The sequence below is a fragment of the Sphingomonas yabuuchiae genome (assembly GCF_001477495.1).
Taxonomy (GTDB): Bacteria; Pseudomonadota; Alphaproteobacteria; order Sphingomonadales; family Sphingomonadaceae; genus Sphingomonas; species Sphingomonas yabuuchiae_A.
Genome location: NZ_LDTF01000047.1, coordinates 13009 through 34082 on the forward strand (window position 1 = coordinate 13009; position 21074 = coordinate 34082).

Consider the following 21074-nt stretch of genomic DNA (forward strand, 5'->3'; position numbering starts at 1 on the left):
CATAGCCGATGACGTCCCGGCCGATAGCTAATAAGCGACTTGGCCAAGCCTTTGCTGTCTCAATCTAACATAGCTTAGAGCGACGATAAACCATGGCGGAAGATAGGCATATTCCGGGACGGTCGTAATCTGCATCAGATATATCGATATCACGGCGGCTATGATCGCTACCGTATCACCCTGATGTTTTAGCCGAAAACTTGGGTAAAGTACGATAGCGGAGAAGCCCAGAAATCCGACAACGCCGATGTTTGCCAGAAGATTCGACATCATATCCAACGAACGCACGGTTCCAAAGCCCAGCCCGAAGGCGAACCGGACAATGTTGCTTCCGATGATAACAGAAGAGTGATCTACGAAAGAGGTAAGTCTTTCATTACCGGACACCGTTTCCATCTTTTCAAAAAGCAGGGTATTCAAGGCATTTTGAATCGGATCGAACGTCGCATAAAGGAGCGAGGATACGAAGATGAATGCCCCGATGTACAGGACAAATTCCTTCCTTTGACTAATCTCGATGAAGGCTATGCCAAACAGGAGACCAATGACCGCCGTCGTCGACGTTGACAGAAACAAGGATAGAAATAGGATGAAGAATATCAGCCACCATTTGCGGCCATAGGCGTAAACGGCAAAAGGCGTCACGGTCAGGGCGTACATCGACGGCTCGCCAACTAGGCTTTTCAGGCGCATGAAACCTGCGCCGAACAGGTTGGACGGCTGAATCGCGCTGCCGGTAGCATAGTCGCCCTGCCCCCGCCCTTCAGCTACCGAATTGAGGTCACCGAAGTTCCTGTTCGACAAAAAATCTACATTTTCATGAAAAATTGCGTAAAATATAAATTCGTAGAAACCATAGGCTACCAAGAAAAATATTCCAAAGAACGCCCACTTTATGAATGACTCTTGATAATATTGCGTCATTATGAAGAAAAACATCAACGCAGCCATAAGGTATATGCCTTGCGTGACATGAGATTGTCTCAGCAGGCCATAGACGTAAATTTCTCTGATAACCGTCAAATTGCTGAGATCCGGGGTATCGATAAGATATCCTGACAGACTCACGGCCATATAAACGACGTAGAGGGATATAAAAAGAAATAGGAAGCCGAGAAGCTTGAAATATCTCCGATCGTTACCCAGCAACAGAAGCGGCGCTGCAAGCACGAGCATGAATGCAGGCGTCGTCCCCTGAACGGGCAGCAGCAAGATACTTTGGATCGGAGCTAAAAAAAGCAATATCGGAAAGTACCAGTCCCGAACCAGTCCATCGGAAACATGCAGGTAAGGAGATTTTGCTCCGATCTTGCTCGGAACGGTATCTGGCAAAGACGCCATGAGTCGGATCTCTCTTACGAAATACGATGAAGATTTAGAGACTTTATCGTGAACTGATGGATGGACGTGGAGGGCTGGACGTCACCAAGAATTTCAAGGATGGGGTAGGAGCACGACGCCGATTCGGATGCCACATAATAGCCGGGCCTCTTAGGGTCGGCGAGGAAAGGCGTGGCTTTGTTCCCGCACAGGAAACGGAATGTCAGCGCCGAGAGATTCGGATTGGAACGCGATGGCGTCTGTACTGTCAGGGCGTAGCGCCCCGGCGACGCCGAGGTCCGTTGGCGCGCGAATGTAGGAACACCGCGTCCGTCCCAATCAATGGTCAGCTGGGACCGGCCATTTTCTTCCAAGGCGCCCGCACTGAACCCCTCACCGGTCATCATCTGCCATTCGAACGGAATGACCTCTCCATCCAGCGAGGCGGATTGCGCCGATCGGGTGAAGTCTGGATCGTTGAGCGGTTGCGAGACGCCCTTTTGGGTCGACTTCCAAATGTCGAAGGCCAGATCCGGACGTCCGGTCCTCTCCAGCATCGTCACATTGGCGACGATCTCATCCCTGTCCAAACCCCCGCGAGCCGCCAGGGCCCGCAAGACCGCATAACGCCCGGTCAGCTGTTCCGGGGACTGCATATGCTCCATGGAGGTCAGATAGACCGCGCGCCAACTCGGCCGCTGCGCCAGTCGTCCGACGATGTGACCTTGAAAACTGGCATCGATCTCCATCATGGCCAGGATGGGGACCAGCTGTTCCATCAGCTGCTGCCGTCGCAAAAGCGCGTCGCTTATATTCAGCGCATCCGGCAGATCATTGTTCTTGCCAGCGACAAGAAGCGCATTTTGCAGCGAGACGGTATCTCGCCAACCGAGCCTGCGGATATGGGTCATCCACGGCCCGATGGCGGCACCGCGATAGCTTGCCCGGACCATGGCGACATCGACCAGTCGCTGCATCAACGGGCTCGCCGTCAGCGCCGTATCGACCGTGGAGTCCGAAACCGCCGACAAAACGGCGTTTTTCTCCGATGTCTGATCCGCGAGAGTAGCGGCACCGGACAACTGGTTGAGACGGTTGACGGAGTAGGACGCCATCAGGCCGTACCCCGTCAAAGCCGACACAGCCAAGGCGACCAAGGCCGCGCCCAAGCGACGGCCTCCTGCCGATACGACGCGATCAGGCATTTCGGCTGCCGTAGTCGTAGCTGTAGCCATATTCGACACCATAGCCATAGCCCAGACGACCTGGATCGAACTTCAGCAGCACGACGCCCGCCATGGCTCCGCCACCCTGGGCGAGGCGGCCGAGCGAAGCCTGGACCGTACGGGCCGAGTTCCGGCCGGACTCGACGACATACACCGTGGCATCGACGGCGCTCGACAAAATGATCGCATCGGCCAGCCCCAGGACCGGCGCGGAGTCGACGAGCACGACGTCATACCGAGCGCTCAACTCGCCCAGGATGGTGCGAACCTGCGGGCTGTCCATTAGTTCGGTCGGATTGGGCGGAATATCGCCCGCGACGATGAGGTCGATATTGGCGTCGTGCGTATGCCGGATCGCCTCGTCGAGCGTCAGTTGCCCGGTGACCAGATTGCTGAAGCCGTCCTTATTGGCCATGCCGAACAGGCGATGGGCATTGGGTCGACGCAGGTCGAGGTCGACGATGATGACCCGCTTGCCCAGTCGTGCCAGGCTGAGCGCCAAAGCGTGACAGGCGGTCGACTTGCCCTCGCCCTGTTGCGTGCTGGTCAGCATCAGGGTGCGCGGCAAACCGTTCGGCGAAATCAGAGACAGGCTGGTCCGAACAGAATTGTAGGCATCGGACTGGAAGGATTTGACATCCGCCAGCTCCACCGCCGGGTCTTCCGACGAGGGAACGACACCCAGCAGCGCCAATCCCGTCGCCGACCGCACTTCGTCCGGCGTGCGAAGCGAATGGAACAGCTGTTCGTACAGGAATACGAAGAGTGCCGACAGCATCAGGCCGAGAATAAGAGCCAGCGCGATGTTGAGCGGAAGCTTCGGCCAGGACGAGCGGTCAGGCACGCTGGCGCGATCCACGACCGACAGATTGTTCGTCTGAACCCCCGACTCCGCGTTCAACGCATTGTAGCGGCGCAGAAGCGCCTCATATTGCTGCCGATTGGTATCGGCTTCGCGACGAAGGATCGACAGTTCGATACCCTGATTCTGCTCCGCCAGGGTGCCGCTCTTCAGCTGGTCGATCTCGCCGGACAGCTGCTGCTCGCGCCCACGCGCGATCTCATAGGCATTGCGGATACCGGAACGGATATTGCCCGCCAGCGAGGCGATCTGCCGGTCGATCTCGTTCAACTGGGCCTTGGCCGCGGCCACCGTGGGATAATCCTCCCGACGTGTGGTCAACTGCTGCCGGTACTGACTCTCGATATCGGCGCGCTTGTCGATAAGCTGCTGAATGGCATTGTTGCTCAGCACGTCCGGCGTGCTCAGCGGATTCAGGCGAGAAATCTTGTTCCATTTCTGCTCGGCCGCGATCCGTTCGGAAACCGCACTCGCATAGGCTTCGTTGAGCTGGACGAGCTGGGCCGTGATCAGCGACTGAGGTCGCGCCGACTCCCCGTTGTTCGACGAATTCCCGGCCGCATTGGCGGCATCGACGATACGGGTGCGACGGGCGTAATTGACGACCGCCTGTTCCGACTTTTCGAGCCTGGCCTGAGCCTCCTGCAACTGGCCGCGCAGGAAATCCAGGGCGTAAACCGAGCTGCCAGCCTTCCGTGCCAGATTGGATCGGATATAGGCATCGGCATAGGCATTGGCGATGCGCGCCGACAGTCGCGGATCCGGGCTGGTGAACGAGATGGCGACGATACGCGTCGTACCGGTATATCGCGCCGCCATCGCCTTGCGCAGCACATCGAGCACAAGCTCGCGATGCGCATCACGAGGTGACATGCCCACGGGCACGTCGCCCGCGTCCTCATGCTTGTGCATGGCATCGAGAAATGCGTTGCCCTGGAACAGCCCCTGGCGTTCGGCCACCGCTTCCGCGACGCCGCGGCTGCGGATGATGTCGAGCTGGGTTTGCAGGAAGCGATCGGAATCGATCTTGCTGGCTTCGGATTCCCGATCCGCCTCGGTCCCCAGGACCTTTTCCGCTTCCTGTCGGACCTCGACCGACGCGACCGCCTGGTAGAGGCGGGTGCTCAACAGGGCGACGACCACCGCCAGAACCAGGCAGACACCGAAAATGCCAGCGATCCACCATCGTACGCGATAGGTCGCAGCCCATATCTCGCGCAGCGTAATTCCCGACGCCTTTGCATCGGCTTTTTCCGTTACGGTGCCGGGCAAGGCTGGCGCAGCGGAGCCGTCAAAAGGAAATTGCATTCTACTGCGCCCTATTAGCGATTGAGTGCGACAAAGACGGCGCCCAGGCCCGGCAACGCGGCCACGGCAGTGCGCAGCAGCGACGACGCCTCGGAGAAGCCGACCACGATCGTATCGGATTGCTGGATCTGCGGATCAGGCGAACGGCCCGCGCGGATATCCCGCAGATCGAAGCGGGCGACATAGCGTTTTTCGCCCTGCTGCCGAATGACGATAACCTCGTTGAGCTTGGCCAGCTCGGTCACGCCTTCGCCCAGCGCCACGGCTTGAGAGAGAGAAAGCTGCGCACCCGGAATCTGATAGACGCCGGGCTTCTTGACTTCGCCGTCGATCGTCACGGTGAAATTGGCGGCCCGCTCCAGCGAAACCGAAACACTGGCGTTTCGCAGGTAGCGGGCGTTCAACAGCGCCGAAAGGCGCTGTGCGACTTCGAGGGTCGACATGCCCGAGACCTGCAGTTCGCCCAGCAGCGGATACGAGATCTTGCCGCTCAGCGAAACCGGCAGGCTGTCGAAGGACAGTTCCGGTTCCCGGAAGACCCGGACCGTAATGGTGTCGAGCGGCCCCAGACGATAATCCTGGCTTGCCGTAGGGGTGATGATACCGCCGCGCTCGGCGGGAGGCAGCGTATCGCCCAGGGGGACGCCGGAACCGCTGGCACAACCAGCCAAAAGTCCGGCAATCATCAGCGACGACAAAAGTTTATGACGCAAGCGATAACCTCTGAATTTGCCTGGGCCAGGCCGCCCTATTCGGTGCCCCCGTAGCAGCAGCCTCCCATCACCTTCAAGAAAGATCGTGCGCCGACCTCAAACCAAGGGTCGATCCCTTGCTCTCTCGACGGGGCGGAAAAGCGCAGCCAATGCGATCGTGCAGAATATCCAGGCAGCGGGACGCCGTAACGGATAGTCGAGAAAACTATGGATCATGAATAGAAGCAGGATCGTGAAGCCCGCCGTCATTTCATTGCGGCGGAAGTTTTTTTTGTTTAGTGAAAGCCACAGTTTTACGCGACCTAACACCGCAACGATCATGGCCAGCAATATCAGCAGCCCCGGGACACCCGCTTCCAGGATGAGTTGAAGATAATCGTCGTGAATGGCGTTTACATAGCTTGGCTTGACCCAGGCGAGCTGTTCATGCGCGGCGAAAAGCGTCGCAAATGATCCAAGTCCGCTCCCCAAAACCCAATATTCCTCGATCAGCGGACGTGACCAAAGTAAAAAAGACCAGCGGGCGTCGTCGTCAACTTCTCCGACCCGCGTCGAAACGGTCCGAAAGACGTCGCTGGAGGCGACGGCAAGGACAAGCGCGACCAGCGTGACGACTGCGGCGATGCGCCAGCGCAAGCTGATCTTCCGGGCGATATGGAAGAATACGATGATCGCGGCCAGCCCGCCAAGGCCCAGACCCGCACGGCTGTTGGTCGTGACGATGCAGATCAGGGCCAGCGCGACAAAGCTGCCGACGATCACGCGGTGACGGCCCTGGTCCGTCGATGGCGCCAGGCCCAAGCCGAGCAGCACGATGGTACAGGCAATCGCCATCGCCATGTGGTTCTTGTTCGCGTAGAAGCCGAGCATCGTGCTGCCCATGTTGCTGACTTGCAGCTGGGGCCAGCCATTGCTCGCCACCTGCGAGAAACCGACACAGATGCCCGCCAGCAGCATGCCGACGACCACCCATAACGCCGTCCGGAACTGGCGATCGTTCAGGCGCAGCAACAGCATGGTCAGCGTGACGAATCCGATCGCGAGTATGGCGACAAGCGCCGTGCTGACCGGTTCGATCGACAGCGGTTGCCAGCTATCGGCTATGCCTGCCAGGCTGAGCGTCCCCAAACGCAGGTCCTGACCCGGCAGGGCATGCCAGAGACCCGGCGGCAGGGGTATCATCTGCAGCAGCGGGATGACGGCCACCCCGATCAGCCCGACCCGCGCCGCGATCGGCAGGCTTTGCATCGCCGACCAGCCGCCCCGCCAAAGCGTCACGCCGGATACCAGAATCGTCGCGATCGCGATGATCACATAGGCCAGCGTCCAATTTGCCAGCCCCCCGCCGAGCAACGCTAGGCAAAAAACATAGCCGGTGGTGAGGGTCAGATCGCCATATCCTGACAATCGGGATCTTATCCCGGGGCGCGTGCGCGAACGGCGCCCCCTCCCTTTGCCCGCCATGGGTAATCTTTGCTGCACCGCCATCGCTCTTGCATCCGAACCCGAAAATCCCGGCGCTGATCGGCGATTGCCCCCCATTTGTCCAGTCGTCTGATATCGTTCAGGAACGTGCAGGAGGCCAGAACGTACAGGCTGGCGACCGTTACCGCGAGCAAAGGATCCTCATCGCCGTGCATCATTCGCGTCGCAGCCTTCTGGCCGCCATGTCCACGACCCCGCTCATTCCTTCACACGCGTCGCTCGGTGTTCAGACCGCCTTGTCCGGTTCCGCCAATGCCATCGACAAGATCGCCGCGACGCCGGAGGAGTTCGGTGCGGTCGGCGATGGGGTGACCGATGACTCGGCGGCCATTCAGCGCGCGATCGACGCTCTGGCCCGCCGCGACGGCGATGGCATATTGATGCTCCGCCCTCGCATTGCCTATCGGTGCGATACCGGATTGCACTTCGATGCGTCCCGCCTGTCGCTATGGGGCAGCGGCCTGCTCGACTTCGCGCGCTGCCGTGACACCTGTATCCGGATTTCCGCCTCTTCCGTCGCGCCCGCCCTGACCCCTGCGCACAACTATGGGCATCGTGGGATGATTTCCGGGGCACTGCGCCTTCGGGGCGGGGGTGCGGCGCGTACCGCGATCGGCATTCTGTTCGACACGGACGAAAGCGGCACGTCCACCCAAATGCTGATCGAGAATTTCTCGATCTCGGGTTGCGCCAATGGCGTGGAGTTCCGGCGTCACGCTTACAACAGCCTGTTCCTGCATTGCGACATATTCGACTGCAAGACCGCGATCTGCTGGCGGAATGCGGAGGATAACGGGGAGCGCAACACGTTCATCGGTTGCGCCATCTTCAACTCCGACGTCGCGGTCCGAATGGAACAGCCCGACGGCGCAGTGTATCTCAACAACTGCTCCCTCGATTATACATCGGTTCTCTATGACGTGGCAGGCGGCCGAATTTTCGCGACCGACTGCCATCACGAAAGCGATCGATGGACCGGCCGCCCGTTCCGTTGTGCCGGAGACGGGGCGGGCATCCATGTCACGGGGGGAATCATCGTGGGGCAGGCCGATCCGTTGCCCTGCGACGTCATGGTCGCAGTCGGAAAGAGCGCGTACGTTCGATGGGACGGCGTCTTTCTTCATAACATCATCCTCCGACAGGGGAATGACCGCGTCCCGTGCTGGGCCGAGGGTGAAGGCGACATGCATATTGCGCGATGCGAAACGACGGAGTTCGACCGGCTTCCTTTTCGACTTCATGCCTCGCGCACGGGTCTGTCGGATCCCGATTTTGCAGCGTCGTCCTGGGAGGATCTAGTCTGGCGGACTTATGATACGCGTCCGATAACCGATCGTTACGGTACGGCCGCCAGCAATCTGCAACTGCGTAGAGTACGAACGCCAGGCGAGACGGCGCTGCTCGTCGCCAATGCGCCGAACAACCCCTCCGCCGGGGCCGTCGCCCTCATCGCCATGCCGGTCAGGCCGGGCGAAAGCGTCCTGTCCGGCTTTCTTATCCGGCGCGATTCCCGGCAAACGGGAAGTGGTGGCGTGGCCGATGTTTGCCCGACCTGGTTTCGGATCGACGGCATGGATGCCAATCGTGTCCCCGTCGTCGTGCGTTCGCATTCCGTCGGCACGCTAGAGGTGAATCCCCCCGTCGACCGCTTCGTACCGGTCACCCCCTTGGCATCGCGGACAAACCGGACGGCGCCATCTTGGGCGACGCATTTCGGGATGGTCGTCGATATGACGAAGGCCAAAGGCGCGGCCTTTCTGTTTAAAGGACTATGGGTTGATTTGACCTGATCATGCCACCGGGCCACGCAGGTCGAAAATTCCGGGCTATCGGGTTGGTAGATGACTGGACTGTTTTAGGTTCTGCTTTATTCAGCGCACCATCATGCCTACCATCACGCTCAGCACGGGCCGCTCCTTTTCCGCAGACCCGGCCATCTCCATCCTGGACGCCGCGCGCAATGCTGGCGTCGTCCTGGAATATAGCTGCCGGACCGGCCGCTGCGGCATCTGCAAGGCCCCCAAATTGTCCGGGGAAACGATCTTGCTTCGCCCCGAGGACGAAAGCCTGACGCGTGACGAAGCGGACCAGGGAGTCATCCTGACCTGTTGTCGGGCCGCGGTCGCCGATGTCGCGTTGGACATCGAGCCGCTCGACCGGCTGGCCGGTCTGGAGATCAAGACCATGCCTGCGCGGATCGTCTCGATCGAGCGGATCGCGGCCGAGATCGTTCGGGTGACGTTGAAGACCCCCCCGAGTTCGCCGATGCGCTTCGTCGCCGGTCAATATGTCGACGTCATCGCCGACGGGGCGCGGCGCAGCTATTCGCTCGCCAACGCGCCCCGGTCGGACGGCCTTCTGGAGCTTCTGATCAAGCGGTATCCGGGCGGTCATCTCAGCCGATACTGGTTCGAACAGGCACAGCCCAACGACTTGCTGCGCCTGGAGGGCCCGTTTGGGACATTCTTTCTGCGCGATCAGATGCCGGAGAACATCGTCTTCCTGGCGACCGGCACCGGCATCGCCCCCGTCAAAGCGTTGCTGGAAGAGCTGGCCGCAATGTCGGAACCGGCCGCCCTGCCCCGTATCCGGGTCTTCTGGGGCAACCGGGAAGCGGAGAATTTCTGCTGGGATCCCGTTGGCTTAGGCCTTGAAATCGGATTTCACCATCTGCTCTCGGGCAAAGATAACGAATGGGCGGGACGACGCGGTTATGTCCAGGATGCCGTCGTCAAGGACGGATTTGATCCCGCCGCCACCGTCGTTTATGCGTGCGGCTCAAACGCGATGATCGCGTCCGCGCGCGAAGCATTGTTTACGCTCGGCCTTCCGGCTAGGCGCTTTTTCTCCGATGCGTTCGTAAGCTCTAATTGAGGTTCCCGCGATGAAGGCAGTTATTTTGGCCGGAGGCCTCGGCACGCGCTTTGCCGAGGAAACCAGCCTTCGCCCCAAGCCAATGATCGAAATTGGCGGTCGCCCGATTCTGTGGCACATCATGAAAATATATTCGGCGCATGGCGTGAATGATTTTGTGATCTGTTGTGGCTACAAAGGCTATGTGATCAAGGAATACTTCGCCAATTACTTCCTTCACATGTCGGATGTTACTTTCGACATGCGCGGCAACGAGATGATCGTTCATCAGAAGCGCGCCGAACCCTGGAAGGTCACGTTGGTCGACACGGGCGACGACAGCATGACGGGTGGTCGGCTCAAGCGCGTGGCCGACCATGTTAAGGATGAGGAGTTCTTCTTCTTTACCTATGGTGACGGGGTCGGCGATATCGACATCACCCAGTCGATCGACTTCCATCGTCAACATGGCAAGCTCGCCACGATGACGGCGACGTACCCGCCCGGCCGTTTCGGCGCGCTGGAGATTGAGGACGGTCGCATCACCCATTTCCTGGAAAAGCCCAAGGGCGATGGCGGTATGATCAATGGCGGCTACTTCGTCTTGAGCCCCAAGGTCATCGACTACATCACCGAAGATGCGACCATCTGGGAGCAGGAACCGCTCAGAAACCTCGCCACCGATGGCGAGTTGATGGCGTTTGAACATCATGGCTTCTGGCAGCCCATGGACACCTTGCGCGACAAGCAGCATCTCGAAGCCCTGTGGGAGGGCGGCAAGGCACCGTGGCGCGTATGGTGAAGGGCGACGTCGCGCCGGAATTCTGGTCGGGCAAACGCGTTTTCCTGACCGGACATACCGGCTTCAAGGGAAGCTGGATGGCCTTGTGGCTGCAGCAGATGGGCGCGCAGGTCACCGGTTTCGCATTGGCTCCGCCGACCAGCCCCGCTCTGTTCGAGGTCGCGCGTGTCGCACACGGCATGACGTCGATCATCGGCGATATCCGCGATCAACAGGCCTTGCAGGAGGCCCTCGTCGCGGCCGATCCCCAAATCGTGATCCATATGGCGGCCCAGCCTCTGGTTCGGGCCTCCTATGACGATCCGGTCGGGACCTATGCGACCAACGTCATGGGAACGGTGCATCTGCTCGAAGCGGTGCGCAAGGCCCCGAACGTGCGCGCTGTTTGCGTTGTAACCACCGACAAATGCTACGAAAATCGCGAATGGGTCTGGGCCTATCGCGAGGATGAGGCAATGGGGGGATATGACCCCTACAGCAATTCCAAGGGATGCGCTGAACTTGTCGTGTCCGCCTATCGGCGCTCTTTCTTCGGAAAGGACAGCGGCGTCGCCCTGGCTTCGGGACGCGCGGGCAATGTCATCGGTGGAGGCGATTGGGCGGTCGATCGGCTGATCCCCGACATTCTGACCGCCATTGCCGCCGGGGATCCTGTCACGATCCGCAACCCCCTGGCGATCCGGCCGTGGCAGCATGTCCTGGAGCCGGTCGGTGGCTATCTCGTCCTGTGTCAGGAATTGTGGAACGATCCGCAAGCGGCTGCGCAGGCCTGGAATTTCGGTCCCCGCGATGAGGATGCCCGGCCCGTCCAATGGATCGTCGAGCGGATGTGCGCCCTGTGGGGAGAAAACGCCCGGTGGGTCCGCGACGAGAGCGTCCAGCCGCACGAGGCGCGCTATCTGAAACTGGATATCTCCAAGGCCCGCGCCGGTCTACACTGGCAGCCACGCTGGCCCCTCGCCGAAGCGCTTGATCGCATCGTCGCCTGGCACCGCGCCTGGCTGTCGGGTAACGACATGCACGAATATTGTCTTTCAGAGCTGGAGCGCTTCGCCCGCGCCAGCCACACCATTGCCGCATAGGATAGATTGATGACCGCTGACGACCTTCGTAAGCAGATCCGCGCCCTCGTTACCCAATATGCGGAAACCCAGTTCGCGCCCAAGCCGTTCGTGCCCGGCGAAACGGTGATTCCGCCCGCCGGAAAGGTGATCGGGGCTCCGGAAATCGAACTGATGGTCGAGGCCTCGCTCGACGGCTGGCTGACGACCGGCCGTTTCAATACCGAGTTCGAGGCGGGGCTGGCCAAATTGCTCGGTGCGCCGTTCGTCCTGACGACCACGTCGGGCTCGTCGGCCAATCTGCTCGCCCTGTCCTGCCTGACCAGCCACAAGCTGGGCGATCGCCGCCTGAAGCCGGGCGACGAGGTGATCACGGTCGCGGCGGGCTTCCCGACCACCGTCAACCCGTCGATCCAGCACGGCCTGATCCCCGTGTTCGTCGACGTCGACGTGCCGACCTACAATATCGATGCCAGCCTGATCGAAGCGGCGATCACCGAAAAGACCGGTGCGATCATGATCGCCCATACCTTGGGCAATCCGTTCAACCTGGCGGAAGTCCGTCGCATCTGCGACAAGCATGACCTCTGGCTGGTCGAGGATTGCTGCGACGCGCTCGGGGCGACCTATCTGGATGCCAAGACCGGCGAACACAAGAAGGTCGGTCTGTGGGGCGACGTCGCGACGGTCAGCTTCTATCCGGCGCACCACATCACGATGGGCGAGGGCGGCGCCGTCTTTACCCAGTCGATGGAACTGAAACCGATCATCGAAAGCATCCGCGACTGGGGCCGCGACTGCTATTGCGCCCCTGGCTGCGACAATACCTGCGGATCGCGTTTCGGCCAGCAGCACGGCACGCTGCCCTTCGGCTATGACCACAAATATGTGTATTCGCATCTCGGCTACAATCTGAAGATCACCGACATGCAGGCCGCCTGCGGCCTGGCCCAGCTCGACCGGGCGGAAGGCTTCGTGGAAGCGCGGCGTCGGAATTTCGATCTTCTGACGCAGCGGCTGAAGGGCATGGAGGAGATCTTCATCCTACCCGAGGCGACCCCTAACTCGAACCCGTCCTGGTTCGGCTATCCGCTCATGATCCGTGACGGCGTCGATGCCAAGCGCGTCGATGTGACCCGCTTCCTCGACCAGAACAAGATCGGCACGCGCCTGCTGTTCGCCGGCAATCTGACGCGGCAGCCTTATTTCCAGCACGTCGACTATCGGGTCGTCGGGGATCTCACCCGCACCGATCAGATCATGAACAATACCTTCTGGCTCGGCCTGTTCCCCGCACTCGGGCAGGATCACTTCGATTATGTCGGCGAGAAGCTCGAAGAGTTCTTCGGCCTGAATTTCTAAAAAAAGGCGTACGATGAACATCGAACCGACGGATATTCCGGGGTGCCATATCGTCCAGGCGAATGTGCTGCGTGATACGCGCGGCACGTTCGTCAAGACATTCCATTCGGACCGTTTCGAGGAACTGGGTCTTCGTACCGATTGGCGCGAGGAATATTTCTCGACCTCGGTCCGGAATGTCGTGCGCGGGATGCACTTTCAGAATCCACCGGCCGACCATGCCAAAATGGTCTTCTGCCTGGTCGGGGAGGTCCTGGACGTCGTGGTCGACCTGCGTGTCGGTTCGCCGACCTTCGGGCGATCCGTCGGTTTTACCCTGAGCGCCGAGAACGGGCGGGGCTTGTACCTGCCCAGCGGATGCGCCCACGGCTTCGTGTCACGGACCGACCTCAGCGGTATGTATTACAAGGTCACCAGCGTGCATTCACCCGAACATGATGCCGGCATCGCGTGGGACAGCATCGATTTCGACTGGGGTGTTGCAGCCCCCGTCCTGTCCCCGCGGGATCAGGCGCATCCGAAGCTCCCGGATTTCCAGTCGCCTTTCATGTTCGAGGGACGCTGACACCATGCCGACAGCATTGGTCACCGGGGCGACAGGCTTTATCGGCGGGCATCTGGTCAAGGCCCTGTCATCCTGCGGATGGGACGTTCATGCGACCATTCGCGACAACACGCCGCCAGCCGTCACCGCGCATCGGCTGGACGGAACGCAGGCGTGCCTGAACGACATCCTGGCGACGGTCCGCCCCGATGTCGTTTTCCATCTGGCCTCCCTGTTCCTGGCGGATCACCGTGCCGACCAGGTCGAACCGCTGGCGGCAGCCAACATCGTCTTCCCGATGCAGCTGGTCGAGGCGATGGTGCAGGCCGATTGCCACAAGTTGGTCAACACCGGCACGGCCTGGCAATTCGACAGCCAGGGCGCCGTGGCCCCCGTCAATCTCTATGCCGCGACCAAACAGGCCTTTGAGGCCATTCTGCCCTATTATCGCGACGCGCGTGGGCTATCCACGATATCGCTTCGACTCTTCGACACTTATGGCCCCTCGGACCCGCGCCGCAAGCTGATCCGCATCCTGCTCGACGCGGCGACGATCGGAGAGCGGCTGGACATGTCGCCCGGTGAACAGATCGTCGACCTGACGCACATCGATGACGTAGTTTCCGCCTTCCTCGGCGCGGGGCAACGCCTGCTCGACTCAAACGAGCCGTTGGATGAGGAATTCTTCGTGTCCGGCGAACGCCAGTCGGTCAAGGCGCTTGTCGAGATCGTCGGCGAGGCGCTTCGGAAGCCGATCTCGGTTCATTTCGGCGGTCGTCCTTATCGCCCCCGCGAAGTAATGCTGCCGGTCGAGCCGGGTCAGCGGATCATGCCCGGATGGCAGCGCCGACGTTCGCTTGTCGAGGCTCTTCCGGCGATGGTGTCCCTCTGATCTCCGCTCTGATCGCCCGCATCCGGGGCAATCCCGGGTTGTTGGCCGGATTTCTAGCCCAAGCGCTGCAATATGGCGCGGGGCTGATGCTGATGCCTTTCGTGGTCAGCCGGCTGACGCCCGCCCAAGTCGGGATCTGGTATGTTTTCCTGGCGGCGCAAAGCCTGGCGGCCGTCGCCGATTTCGGCTTTCAGCCGACCCTGGCGCGCTTCTTCGCCCTGGCGCGTTCCGGCGCGCAGGAGATCACCCGTCATGGCCTTGGCAAGACGGGGAACGGGGAACCCAATATTCCATTGACGCGTGCGCTTCTCGGCGCCGCACGCAAGCTGTACCTTGCTCTTGCCGGTGGCATATTCCTGCTGCTCGCCGTGTTCGGAACGCTCTATATCGCCGAACTGTCGAGGAAGGGCGGTTTGCCCGTGCAGCAGATATGCGGCGCGTGGCTGATCTTTGCCCTGGCCATTGCCGCCAATCTGTATTTCCTGTGGATCCCCGCCTTTCTGCTCGGCTCCGGGCGAGTGGTGCAGAATTATGCTTTCCTGATTCTTTCCCGTGGCGGCTTTGCCCTGTTCGGCATCATCATCATCGTGGCCGGTGGTAGATTGACGGGCTTGGCGATCGGCTTCCTGGCCAGCCAATTGGCCGCCCGTGCGGTGGCCTGGTTCCTGTTGCGCAACACGGTGGCCGCGCATTCGCGAAGCTGGAATTCCGCGGAAACCCGACCCGTGCTTTCGGCGATCTGGCCGAATTCCAGCCGCCTCGGCCTGGTGGGGATCGGCGCCTTCCTGATCTCCCGATACAATGTCTTCCTGATTTCGAGTTCCCTGGGGCTCGCGACATCCGCCCAATATGCCATCTGCCTGCAGATCCTGAACGGCATCGCCTCGGTCGCACAGCTCCCGGCGCAGGCACGGCTCTCCGATATCGTCAATGCTCGGGTCGGACCCGACAATAGCAATCTCAGAAAACTCGTGATCAGCTCATGGGCCTTTTACTGGTTCCTGTTCCTGTGCTCGTCGATTTTCGTGATTGCATTCGCCAGTCCGGCGCTCGCCCATATCGGTAGCAAGGTTTCCATATTGCAGACCTCGACCTTCGCGATGCTGGCCATGGTGGTCGCGTTGGAGGGTTTTCACTCGCTCAATGGATTCATCATCACGACACGCAACGCCGTTCCATTCGTCCTCCCGGCGCTTTTATCGGGCGTGGGTGTCGCCATCTCCGCGAGCCTCGCCGTTCATTTCGGCTACGGCGTTACCGGCGTGATCCTTTGCCAGGGAATGGTGCAGATCGCCTATAACAACTGGAAATGGCCGTTCATGGTCTATCAGGAAATCAAAAAATGACGCCGATGCCATTTCGCGACGCCATTCAGGACGATGCGGAAACGAAGTCGACCTTATATTTCGAAGGCGTGCTGCCTGACCAGCCCGTCTTCACGATCGCTATTCCGACCTTCAATCGACCGGAGCTTTTCCGGGAGACGCTGCACAGTGCGCTGTCTCAGAATACATCGATACCCTTTGAAATCGTCATCATCGACAATGCTTCCGAACCCGCGAACGTTCAAAACATCGTTCAACATCTCGGTTCACTCGGGCCGATCCCGGTCCGCTATTATGTGAACGACACGAATATCGGGATGTTCGGCAATTGGAATAGATGCATATCATTGGCACGAGGTCCGTGGTTCACGATCTTGAGCGACGATGACATATTGCTTCCGAACTATATGAGCACCATGTTTACGCGGATCGATCTGAACGATCCCTCTCGATCATATGCATGCTGCTTCGGAAATCTGGATCAGAGGGAGCAAAAGCCCCGCTCCGAGTTCGTCACGCGAGTGCTGACCCTGATAAAGCGGTTCCTTCGGTTCGGCTTTTCCAAGGCGATCCATGTCACCGCGAAACGCATGTATTGGTCCAATATCGCGGGCAGCAGCCTTGGCGCGATATACTCGGTCGCCACGGCAAAAAGCATCGGCGGATTTTACCCGGAGGATTTTCCCAGTGCCGACTATTTCTTCCATGTCCGAGCGATATTGACGGGAAAGATGGTGCAGTTTGCGGACGAACTCGTACGGGTTCGGATGCAGGTCAACGAAACCATGAATCCGTCGACCTCGCTACGGGCGGTCGCCGTCAATCATCGGCTTCGCATGGCTCTCGTCGCGAGCCGCAATGTACCGCAGAAATGGGCCGACTGGTCCGCCATCTTGCTGGCCTATGACCGCATTGCGGCGAAACGGATCTGGGGAGTTTCACTCGACGCAGATGCCCTGTTCGCGCAAACCGGCGTGCCGGAAAAGCCGAAACCCTCGATCCTGGTATGGCTGAAAAAGGCGATCATGGGCGGCGTGTGAGCGGCCGATCGACGCGCCGAACCAGATAGCCTCTTGTTACGGCAGGTCAGCATCCCAAAGCACCTGCCCCGCGCCTGTCCGGTCGAACGGGGCCTTTAGCCGGGCTGCATCATCCCAGACGGCATGATCGCGGCTTCAGGCGGGGTGGGGCACCGAACTGTCTGCCAGCCCGCCCCCTCGTTCGGCTACCCCCCGATCTTTCGTCAGAGGCCTGAAGCCCTGCCCGGCTTTCCCGGGCGTTTCCCGTCAATACGCGTTTTGATGCGACAGGACCCGGAACGTGGCGAAGATGATGATAATGTCGCGCCACAACGACCAGCCGGAAACATATTCCAGATCGGCTTGAAGTCGGTTGACCAGATCGGACTCCTTCTCGGTCGCCCCGCGGAAGCCCCGGATCTGCGCCAAGCCGGTCATGCCCGGCTTGACCGCGTGCCGATGCCAATATCGACCGTCAATATCCCAGAACAACCGGTCCTCCGCCTTCGACTCCAGCGGATGTGGTCGTGGTCCGACGACGCTCATATCGCCCGTCAGGACGTTCAGGATCTGCGGCAATTCATCGATGCTGGTCTTGCGGATAAACGCGCCGACGCGGGTCACCCGGCTATCATTGCGGCTGGTGGACTTGCCGCCCGACAGGTCGTTCTGCGCCGCCCGCATGCTCCGGAACTTGTAGATATGGAACACCCGGTTCCCCAAGCCGACGCGCGGCTGACGGAAGAAGACCGGTCCCTTGCTGTCGATCTTGATCAGAATGGCGACCAGGATCATCAGCGGCGCCAGCAACGGCAATGCCACCATCACCACGGCAACATCGAATGCCCGTTTCAGGATCTGATCGGGAAGGTCGAGCGGAGCACTGGCGACCGCCAAGGTGGTGTTGCCGTCGTAATTGCCCAGTCCGATCGCACCGATTTCATCCAGCTCTTCGGTCACGATTTCGGCGTTCACGTTGCTGCTCTTGAGCACGCTCACCCAATGCGCGCGACGCTCGACCGGACACATGACGATCACGCGGTCCGCCGTCTGCAGGCAGCGGCCAAGCCGATCGAGCATCGCCGGGCTGTCGAGGCGCATGCCGATCTTGTCCTTGGCGGCGTCCAATATGATGCTGCCCGGATGAGGCGCCCTGGTCTGGGGGCCATCCAGGATGACGACCTCGTTGATCGTCACTTTGCCGAGAAGCCGATGCGCGTAGAGAGCCAACCAACCTCGGAACCCGATGAGGAAAAACGCCGCCAGCACGGCACCCGCGCCCACGACGCCGCGCGAAACGCCTCCCACAGCCTGCAGGAAAAAGGCAATGAGGCCGACAAAACCGATGGACAGAAACAGGGCACCCAGCGCCTTTGCGACGCTGCTGCGCGCCCGCGCGATCGCTGCCATCGTGAAGCCATGCTGACCAAGCGCCAGGAACATGTACACCGGCAAAAGGGCGGCAAGCGTATTGAGGGCCTGTCCGTCCAGCGGATTGCCGTAACGGATCGCCGCAGCGATCGTGAAGGCGGCGATGATGACGATCGCATCCCCTGCAACCGCCAAGCCACGAATATTGCGCCTATTTTTTACCCGCCGGTTGAGTGCATGGACAACATCCGGCAGCGCCGATCCGTCAATGCTGGAGATATTGCCGGACGATCCGGCGTCCGTCGTAGTTCCTTCGGAATTTTCGTGCATGATAGACATATCGCCTGCTGGCCGCCGGTTTTCGCTGGTAAAAGGCACTGAAGAGCTCCCTTAGGCACGCGGCGAATATGCCATCCATAGAGCAAGAACAATCCGTTATCGTACCGAATAAAGGCCATTCCGCCAAGCGGCAGGCCCGGTCAGTGCGGAACGGACTTTGCTCCGCCCGGCCCGGCCGCTGGGGATAAGCACGGGAAACAGGCGTGGTAATGTCGCCTGCCCTGGGCTAGGCACGCTCATCACACTTCGTCTAACGGGATAACGCTGGTTTATGGCTCGTGAAATTTATGGTCGTCGTCGCATCTTGGTCACAGGCGGCGCGGGCTTCCTGGGATCGCATCTCATCGATCGACTTATCGCGCGCGGCGACGAGGTCGTTTGTGTCGATAATCTTTTCACGGGCGACAAACGTAACGTCGAACATCTGCACGGCCACAAGCAGTTCGAGTTTATCCGTCACGACGTCTCGTTCCCGCTCTATGTCGAAGTCGACGAGATTTACAATCTGGCGTGTCCGGCATCGCCGATCCACTATCAGCACGATCCGGTCCAGACGACCAAGACGAGCGTCCTGGGCGCGATCAACATGCTGGGCCTGGCCAAACGCTTGCGCTGCAAGATCTTCCAGGCCTCGACGAGCGAAGTTTATGGCGATCCCGCCGTCCATCCGCAGCGCGAAGATTATTGGGGGAATGTGAACCCCATCGGCTTCCGGTCCTGCTATGACGAAGGAAAGCGTTGCGCGGAGACCCTGTTCTTCGATTATCGCCGCCAGCATGGCCTGCCGGTGAAGGTCGCCCGCATTTTCAACACCTACGGTCCGCGCATGCATCCGGCGGATGGCCGCGTGGTGTCCAACTTCATCATCCAGGCGCTCAAGAACGAGCCTATCACCATGTACGGCGACGGGTCGCAGACGCGATCCTTCTGCTATTACGAAGACCTGGTCGACGGCTTCCTGCGCCTGATGGACACGGAGGACGATTTCACGGGTCCGGTCAATATCGGCAATCCCAACGAGTTCACGATCCGCGAACTCGCCGAGCATGTCATCGAATTGACCGGTTCGAAGTCGACGATCATGTCGCGCCCCCTGCCCCAAGACGATCCGATGCAGCGGCAGCCTAACATCGATCTCGCCCGCGAAAAGCTCGGCTGGGAACCCCGGGTCCAGCTCAAGGAAGGTTTGACCAAGACCATCGAGTATTTCGACGGCCTGCTCCGCGAAAAGCTCTGACGATTGCCCCTTCAGTCCGGTAGGTTGAGACCATCGATTCTATCGGACTTTTTTGGTTTCGTACGCGTTACACAACATCCGATATCAATAGCCCGCTAAGACCATGAAGCAATTTGCACGGTAGGAAGATCAATGCGGCAAGATAGAGTGCTCTTCTTAAATCACTCTTCCGAATTGGGTGGCGGCGAACTTTCCCTTCTGGAGTATCTTGCAGGGCGCCCGGACAATAAGGCCGTGGTCCTGTTCCAGGATGGTCCGCTCCTCGATCAGCTTCGCAAACACGATATCCCGGTCGAAATACTGGCTGGCATGGACGGCGTATTGACGATGAAGCGTTCGTCGGGCCTGGGTGACAGCATCAGGGCCGCGCTCGGCGGATTGGGTAGCATTGATCGCCTGGCACGGCGGATGCGATGGGCCGACATGGTCTATACCAATTCCCAGAAGGCGACGGTCATCGGCGCGGTCGCCGCCATGATCGCCCGTCGCCCCATGATCTGGCATCTCCATGACATTATGACGTCACCGGGCTTCAGCGGAACGGCGCGCAAGGTCGCGATCGCATTGACCAACCGTGCCGCGAAGCTGGTCATCGCAAACTCCCAGGCGACGGCCGATGCCTATCGGCAAATCGGCGGAAACAAACCCATCACCGTCATTCCCAACGGAATCGATCCCGGCAAATTCCAGGATCAGGACCGGCGTCACAATCATTTGCGACTAGCTGAAGAACTGGGCATCGGAAACCAGCCGATCCTAGGCCTTTTCGGGCGGATCTCGCCTTGGAAAGGACAGGACGTCGCCATCCGCGCCTTGGCCGACATACCCGACGCGCATCTCGTCCTGGTCGGAGGCGCCCTGTTCGGCCAGCAGGACCTGCTGGAACAGCTCAAGTCGCAGGCCGTAGCGGCTGGCCTTGCCGATCGCGTGCACTTTCTGGGCTTCCGACGCGATATCCCCGAACTGCTCAGCAGTGTCGATATCGCGTTGCATTGCTCCACCGAGGCCGAGCCCTTTGGTCGCGTGATCGTCGAGGCGATGATGGCTGGTACGCCGGTCATCGTCACGCGCGGTGGGGGCGCCACGGAAATCGTCACCCAGACGCAGAGCGACCTGATGGTACCGCCTCATGACCCCGAAGCCTTGGCGGCAGCGGTCAATTCCCTGCTCGAGAATCCGGATCTGACTTTGGCTCATGCCCGAAGCATACAGGCCAAAGCCATAGAGCTTTACGATATAGCGAAAGTGAATCGGAAGATCGACGATGCTATAGTATCGCTATCCGTCGGGTAAGTAACATCAGCGACACACGGCCGAAGCCTCATCAGCCCCCTCACACGCTTCGTCGTTCGCGC

Annotated in this window: 17 protein-coding genes and 1 pseudogene; 12 read left to right on the plus strand and 6 right to left on the minus strand. The window is 60.0% G+C overall.

The features are described 5' to 3' along the window. Positions 1–27: 27 nt before the first annotated feature. The 5 genes from NS355_RS09500 to NS355_RS09520 all read right to left on the minus strand — a co-directional run bounded on the left by NS355_RS09500 (position 28) and on the right by NS355_RS09520 (position 6836). Positions 28–1341, minus strand: coding sequence for a hypothetical protein (locus tag NS355_RS09500; RefSeq protein WP_153008164.1), 1314 nt, complete (start codon positions 1339–1341; stop codon positions 28–30). Between the two features lie 14 nt (positions 1342–1355). Continuing rightward, complete coding sequence (locus tag NS355_RS09505) at positions 1356–2525, minus strand: hypothetical protein (RefSeq protein WP_153008165.1); 1170 nt, start codon at positions 2523–2525, stop codon at positions 1356–1358. Continuing rightward, positions 2518–4716, minus strand: coding sequence for a GumC family protein (locus tag NS355_RS09510; protein WP_084787772.1), 2199 nt, complete (start codon positions 4714–4716; stop codon positions 2518–2520). The genes NS355_RS09505 and NS355_RS09510 overlap by 8 nt, the downstream gene beginning before the upstream one ends. Positions 4717–4730: 14 nt before the next feature. Next, complete coding sequence (locus NS355_RS09515; protein ID WP_153008166.1) at positions 4731–5429, minus strand: polysaccharide biosynthesis/export family protein; 699 nt, start codon at positions 5427–5429, stop codon at positions 4731–4733. 96 nt (positions 5430–5525) lie between these two features. Further along, positions 5526–6836 (minus strand): O-antigen ligase family protein, encoded by a 1311-nt coding sequence (locus NS355_RS09520; RefSeq protein ID WP_167345435.1) that lies wholly within the window; start codon positions 6834–6836, stop codon positions 5526–5528. An 86-nt stretch (positions 6837–6922) separates the two neighbouring features. On the opposite strand from NS355_RS09520, the gene NS355_RS09525 reads away from it, so the two are divergent. The 10 genes and pseudogenes from NS355_RS09525 (at position 6923) to NS355_RS09565 (ending at position 16793) form a co-directional block, all read left to right on the plus strand. Beyond that, entirely contained in the window at positions 6923–8704 is a 1782-nt protein-coding gene (locus NS355_RS09525) for a hypothetical protein (protein ID WP_058745485.1), read from the plus strand. 94 nt (positions 8705–8798) lie between these two features. Further along, positions 8799–9014: pseudogene (locus tag NS355_RS19310) on the plus strand (2Fe-2S iron-sulfur cluster-binding protein); the annotation flags it as partial. A 36-nt stretch (positions 9015–9050) separates the two neighbouring features. Then, entirely contained in the window at positions 9051–9788 is a 738-nt protein-coding gene (locus tag NS355_RS09530) for an NAD(P)H-flavin reductase (RefSeq protein WP_244489626.1), read from the plus strand. 10 nt (positions 9789–9798) lie between these two features. Next, positions 9799–10569 carry a glucose-1-phosphate cytidylyltransferase gene (rfbF, locus tag NS355_RS09535; RefSeq protein WP_058745487.1) on the plus strand — a complete coding sequence of 257 codons (771 nt, stop codon included), beginning with the start codon at positions 9799–9801 and terminating at the stop codon, positions 10567–10569. Beyond that, the gene (rfbG, locus tag NS355_RS09540) at positions 10563–11651 is read left to right on the plus strand and encodes a CDP-glucose 4,6-dehydratase (protein ID WP_058745502.1); all 1089 of its coding nucleotides are present in this window, start codon (positions 10563–10565) and stop codon (positions 11649–11651) included. The genes rfbF and rfbG overlap by 7 nt, the downstream gene beginning before the upstream one ends. Before the next feature lie 9 nt (positions 11652–11660). Continuing rightward, positions 11661–12992, plus strand: a complete 1332-nt coding sequence (gene rfbH / locus NS355_RS09545) for a lipopolysaccharide biosynthesis protein RfbH (RefSeq protein WP_058745488.1) — start codon at positions 11661–11663, stop codon at positions 12990–12992. 13 nt (positions 12993–13005) lie between these two features. Beyond that, positions 13006–13557, plus strand: coding sequence for a dTDP-4-dehydrorhamnose 3,5-epimerase (gene rfbC, locus NS355_RS09550; RefSeq protein ID WP_058745489.1), 552 nt, complete (start codon positions 13006–13008; stop codon positions 13555–13557). A gap of 4 nt (positions 13558–13561) precedes the next feature. Next, positions 13562–14428 carry an NAD-dependent epimerase/dehydratase family protein gene (locus NS355_RS09555; RefSeq protein ID WP_084787778.1) on the plus strand — a complete coding sequence of 289 codons (867 nt, stop codon included), beginning with the start codon at positions 13562–13564 and terminating at the stop codon, positions 14426–14428. Continuing rightward, entirely contained in the window at positions 14374–15774 is a 1401-nt protein-coding gene (gene wzx / locus NS355_RS09560) for an O-unit flippase-like protein (protein WP_153008168.1), read from the plus strand. The genes NS355_RS09555 and wzx overlap by 55 nt, the downstream gene beginning before the upstream one ends. Further along, positions 15771–16793, plus strand: coding sequence for a glycosyltransferase family 2 protein (locus NS355_RS09565; RefSeq protein ID WP_058745492.1), 1023 nt, complete (start codon positions 15771–15773; stop codon positions 16791–16793). The genes wzx and NS355_RS09565 overlap by 4 nt, the downstream gene beginning before the upstream one ends. A gap of 246 nt (positions 16794–17039) precedes the next feature. Here NS355_RS09565 and NS355_RS09570 read toward each other — a convergent pair whose 3' ends face one another. Beyond that, the gene (locus NS355_RS09570; protein ID WP_167345436.1) at positions 17040–18473 is read right to left on the minus strand and encodes an exopolysaccharide biosynthesis polyprenyl glycosylphosphotransferase; all 1434 of its coding nucleotides are present in this window, start codon (positions 18471–18473) and stop codon (positions 17040–17042) included. A gap of 280 nt (positions 18474–18753) precedes the next feature. On the opposite strand from NS355_RS09570, the gene NS355_RS09575 reads away from it, so the two are divergent. Then, positions 18754–19719 carry a UDP-glucuronic acid decarboxylase family protein gene (locus tag NS355_RS09575; RefSeq protein WP_209445055.1) on the plus strand — a complete coding sequence of 322 codons (966 nt, stop codon included), beginning with the start codon at positions 18754–18756 and terminating at the stop codon, positions 19717–19719. A gap of 132 nt (positions 19720–19851) precedes the next feature. Continuing rightward, on the plus strand, positions 19852–21012 hold the full coding sequence (locus tag NS355_RS09580) for a glycosyltransferase family 4 protein (protein ID WP_058745494.1): 1161 nt from the start codon (positions 19852–19854) through the stop codon (positions 21010–21012). Positions 21013–21074 lie beyond the last annotated feature (62 nt).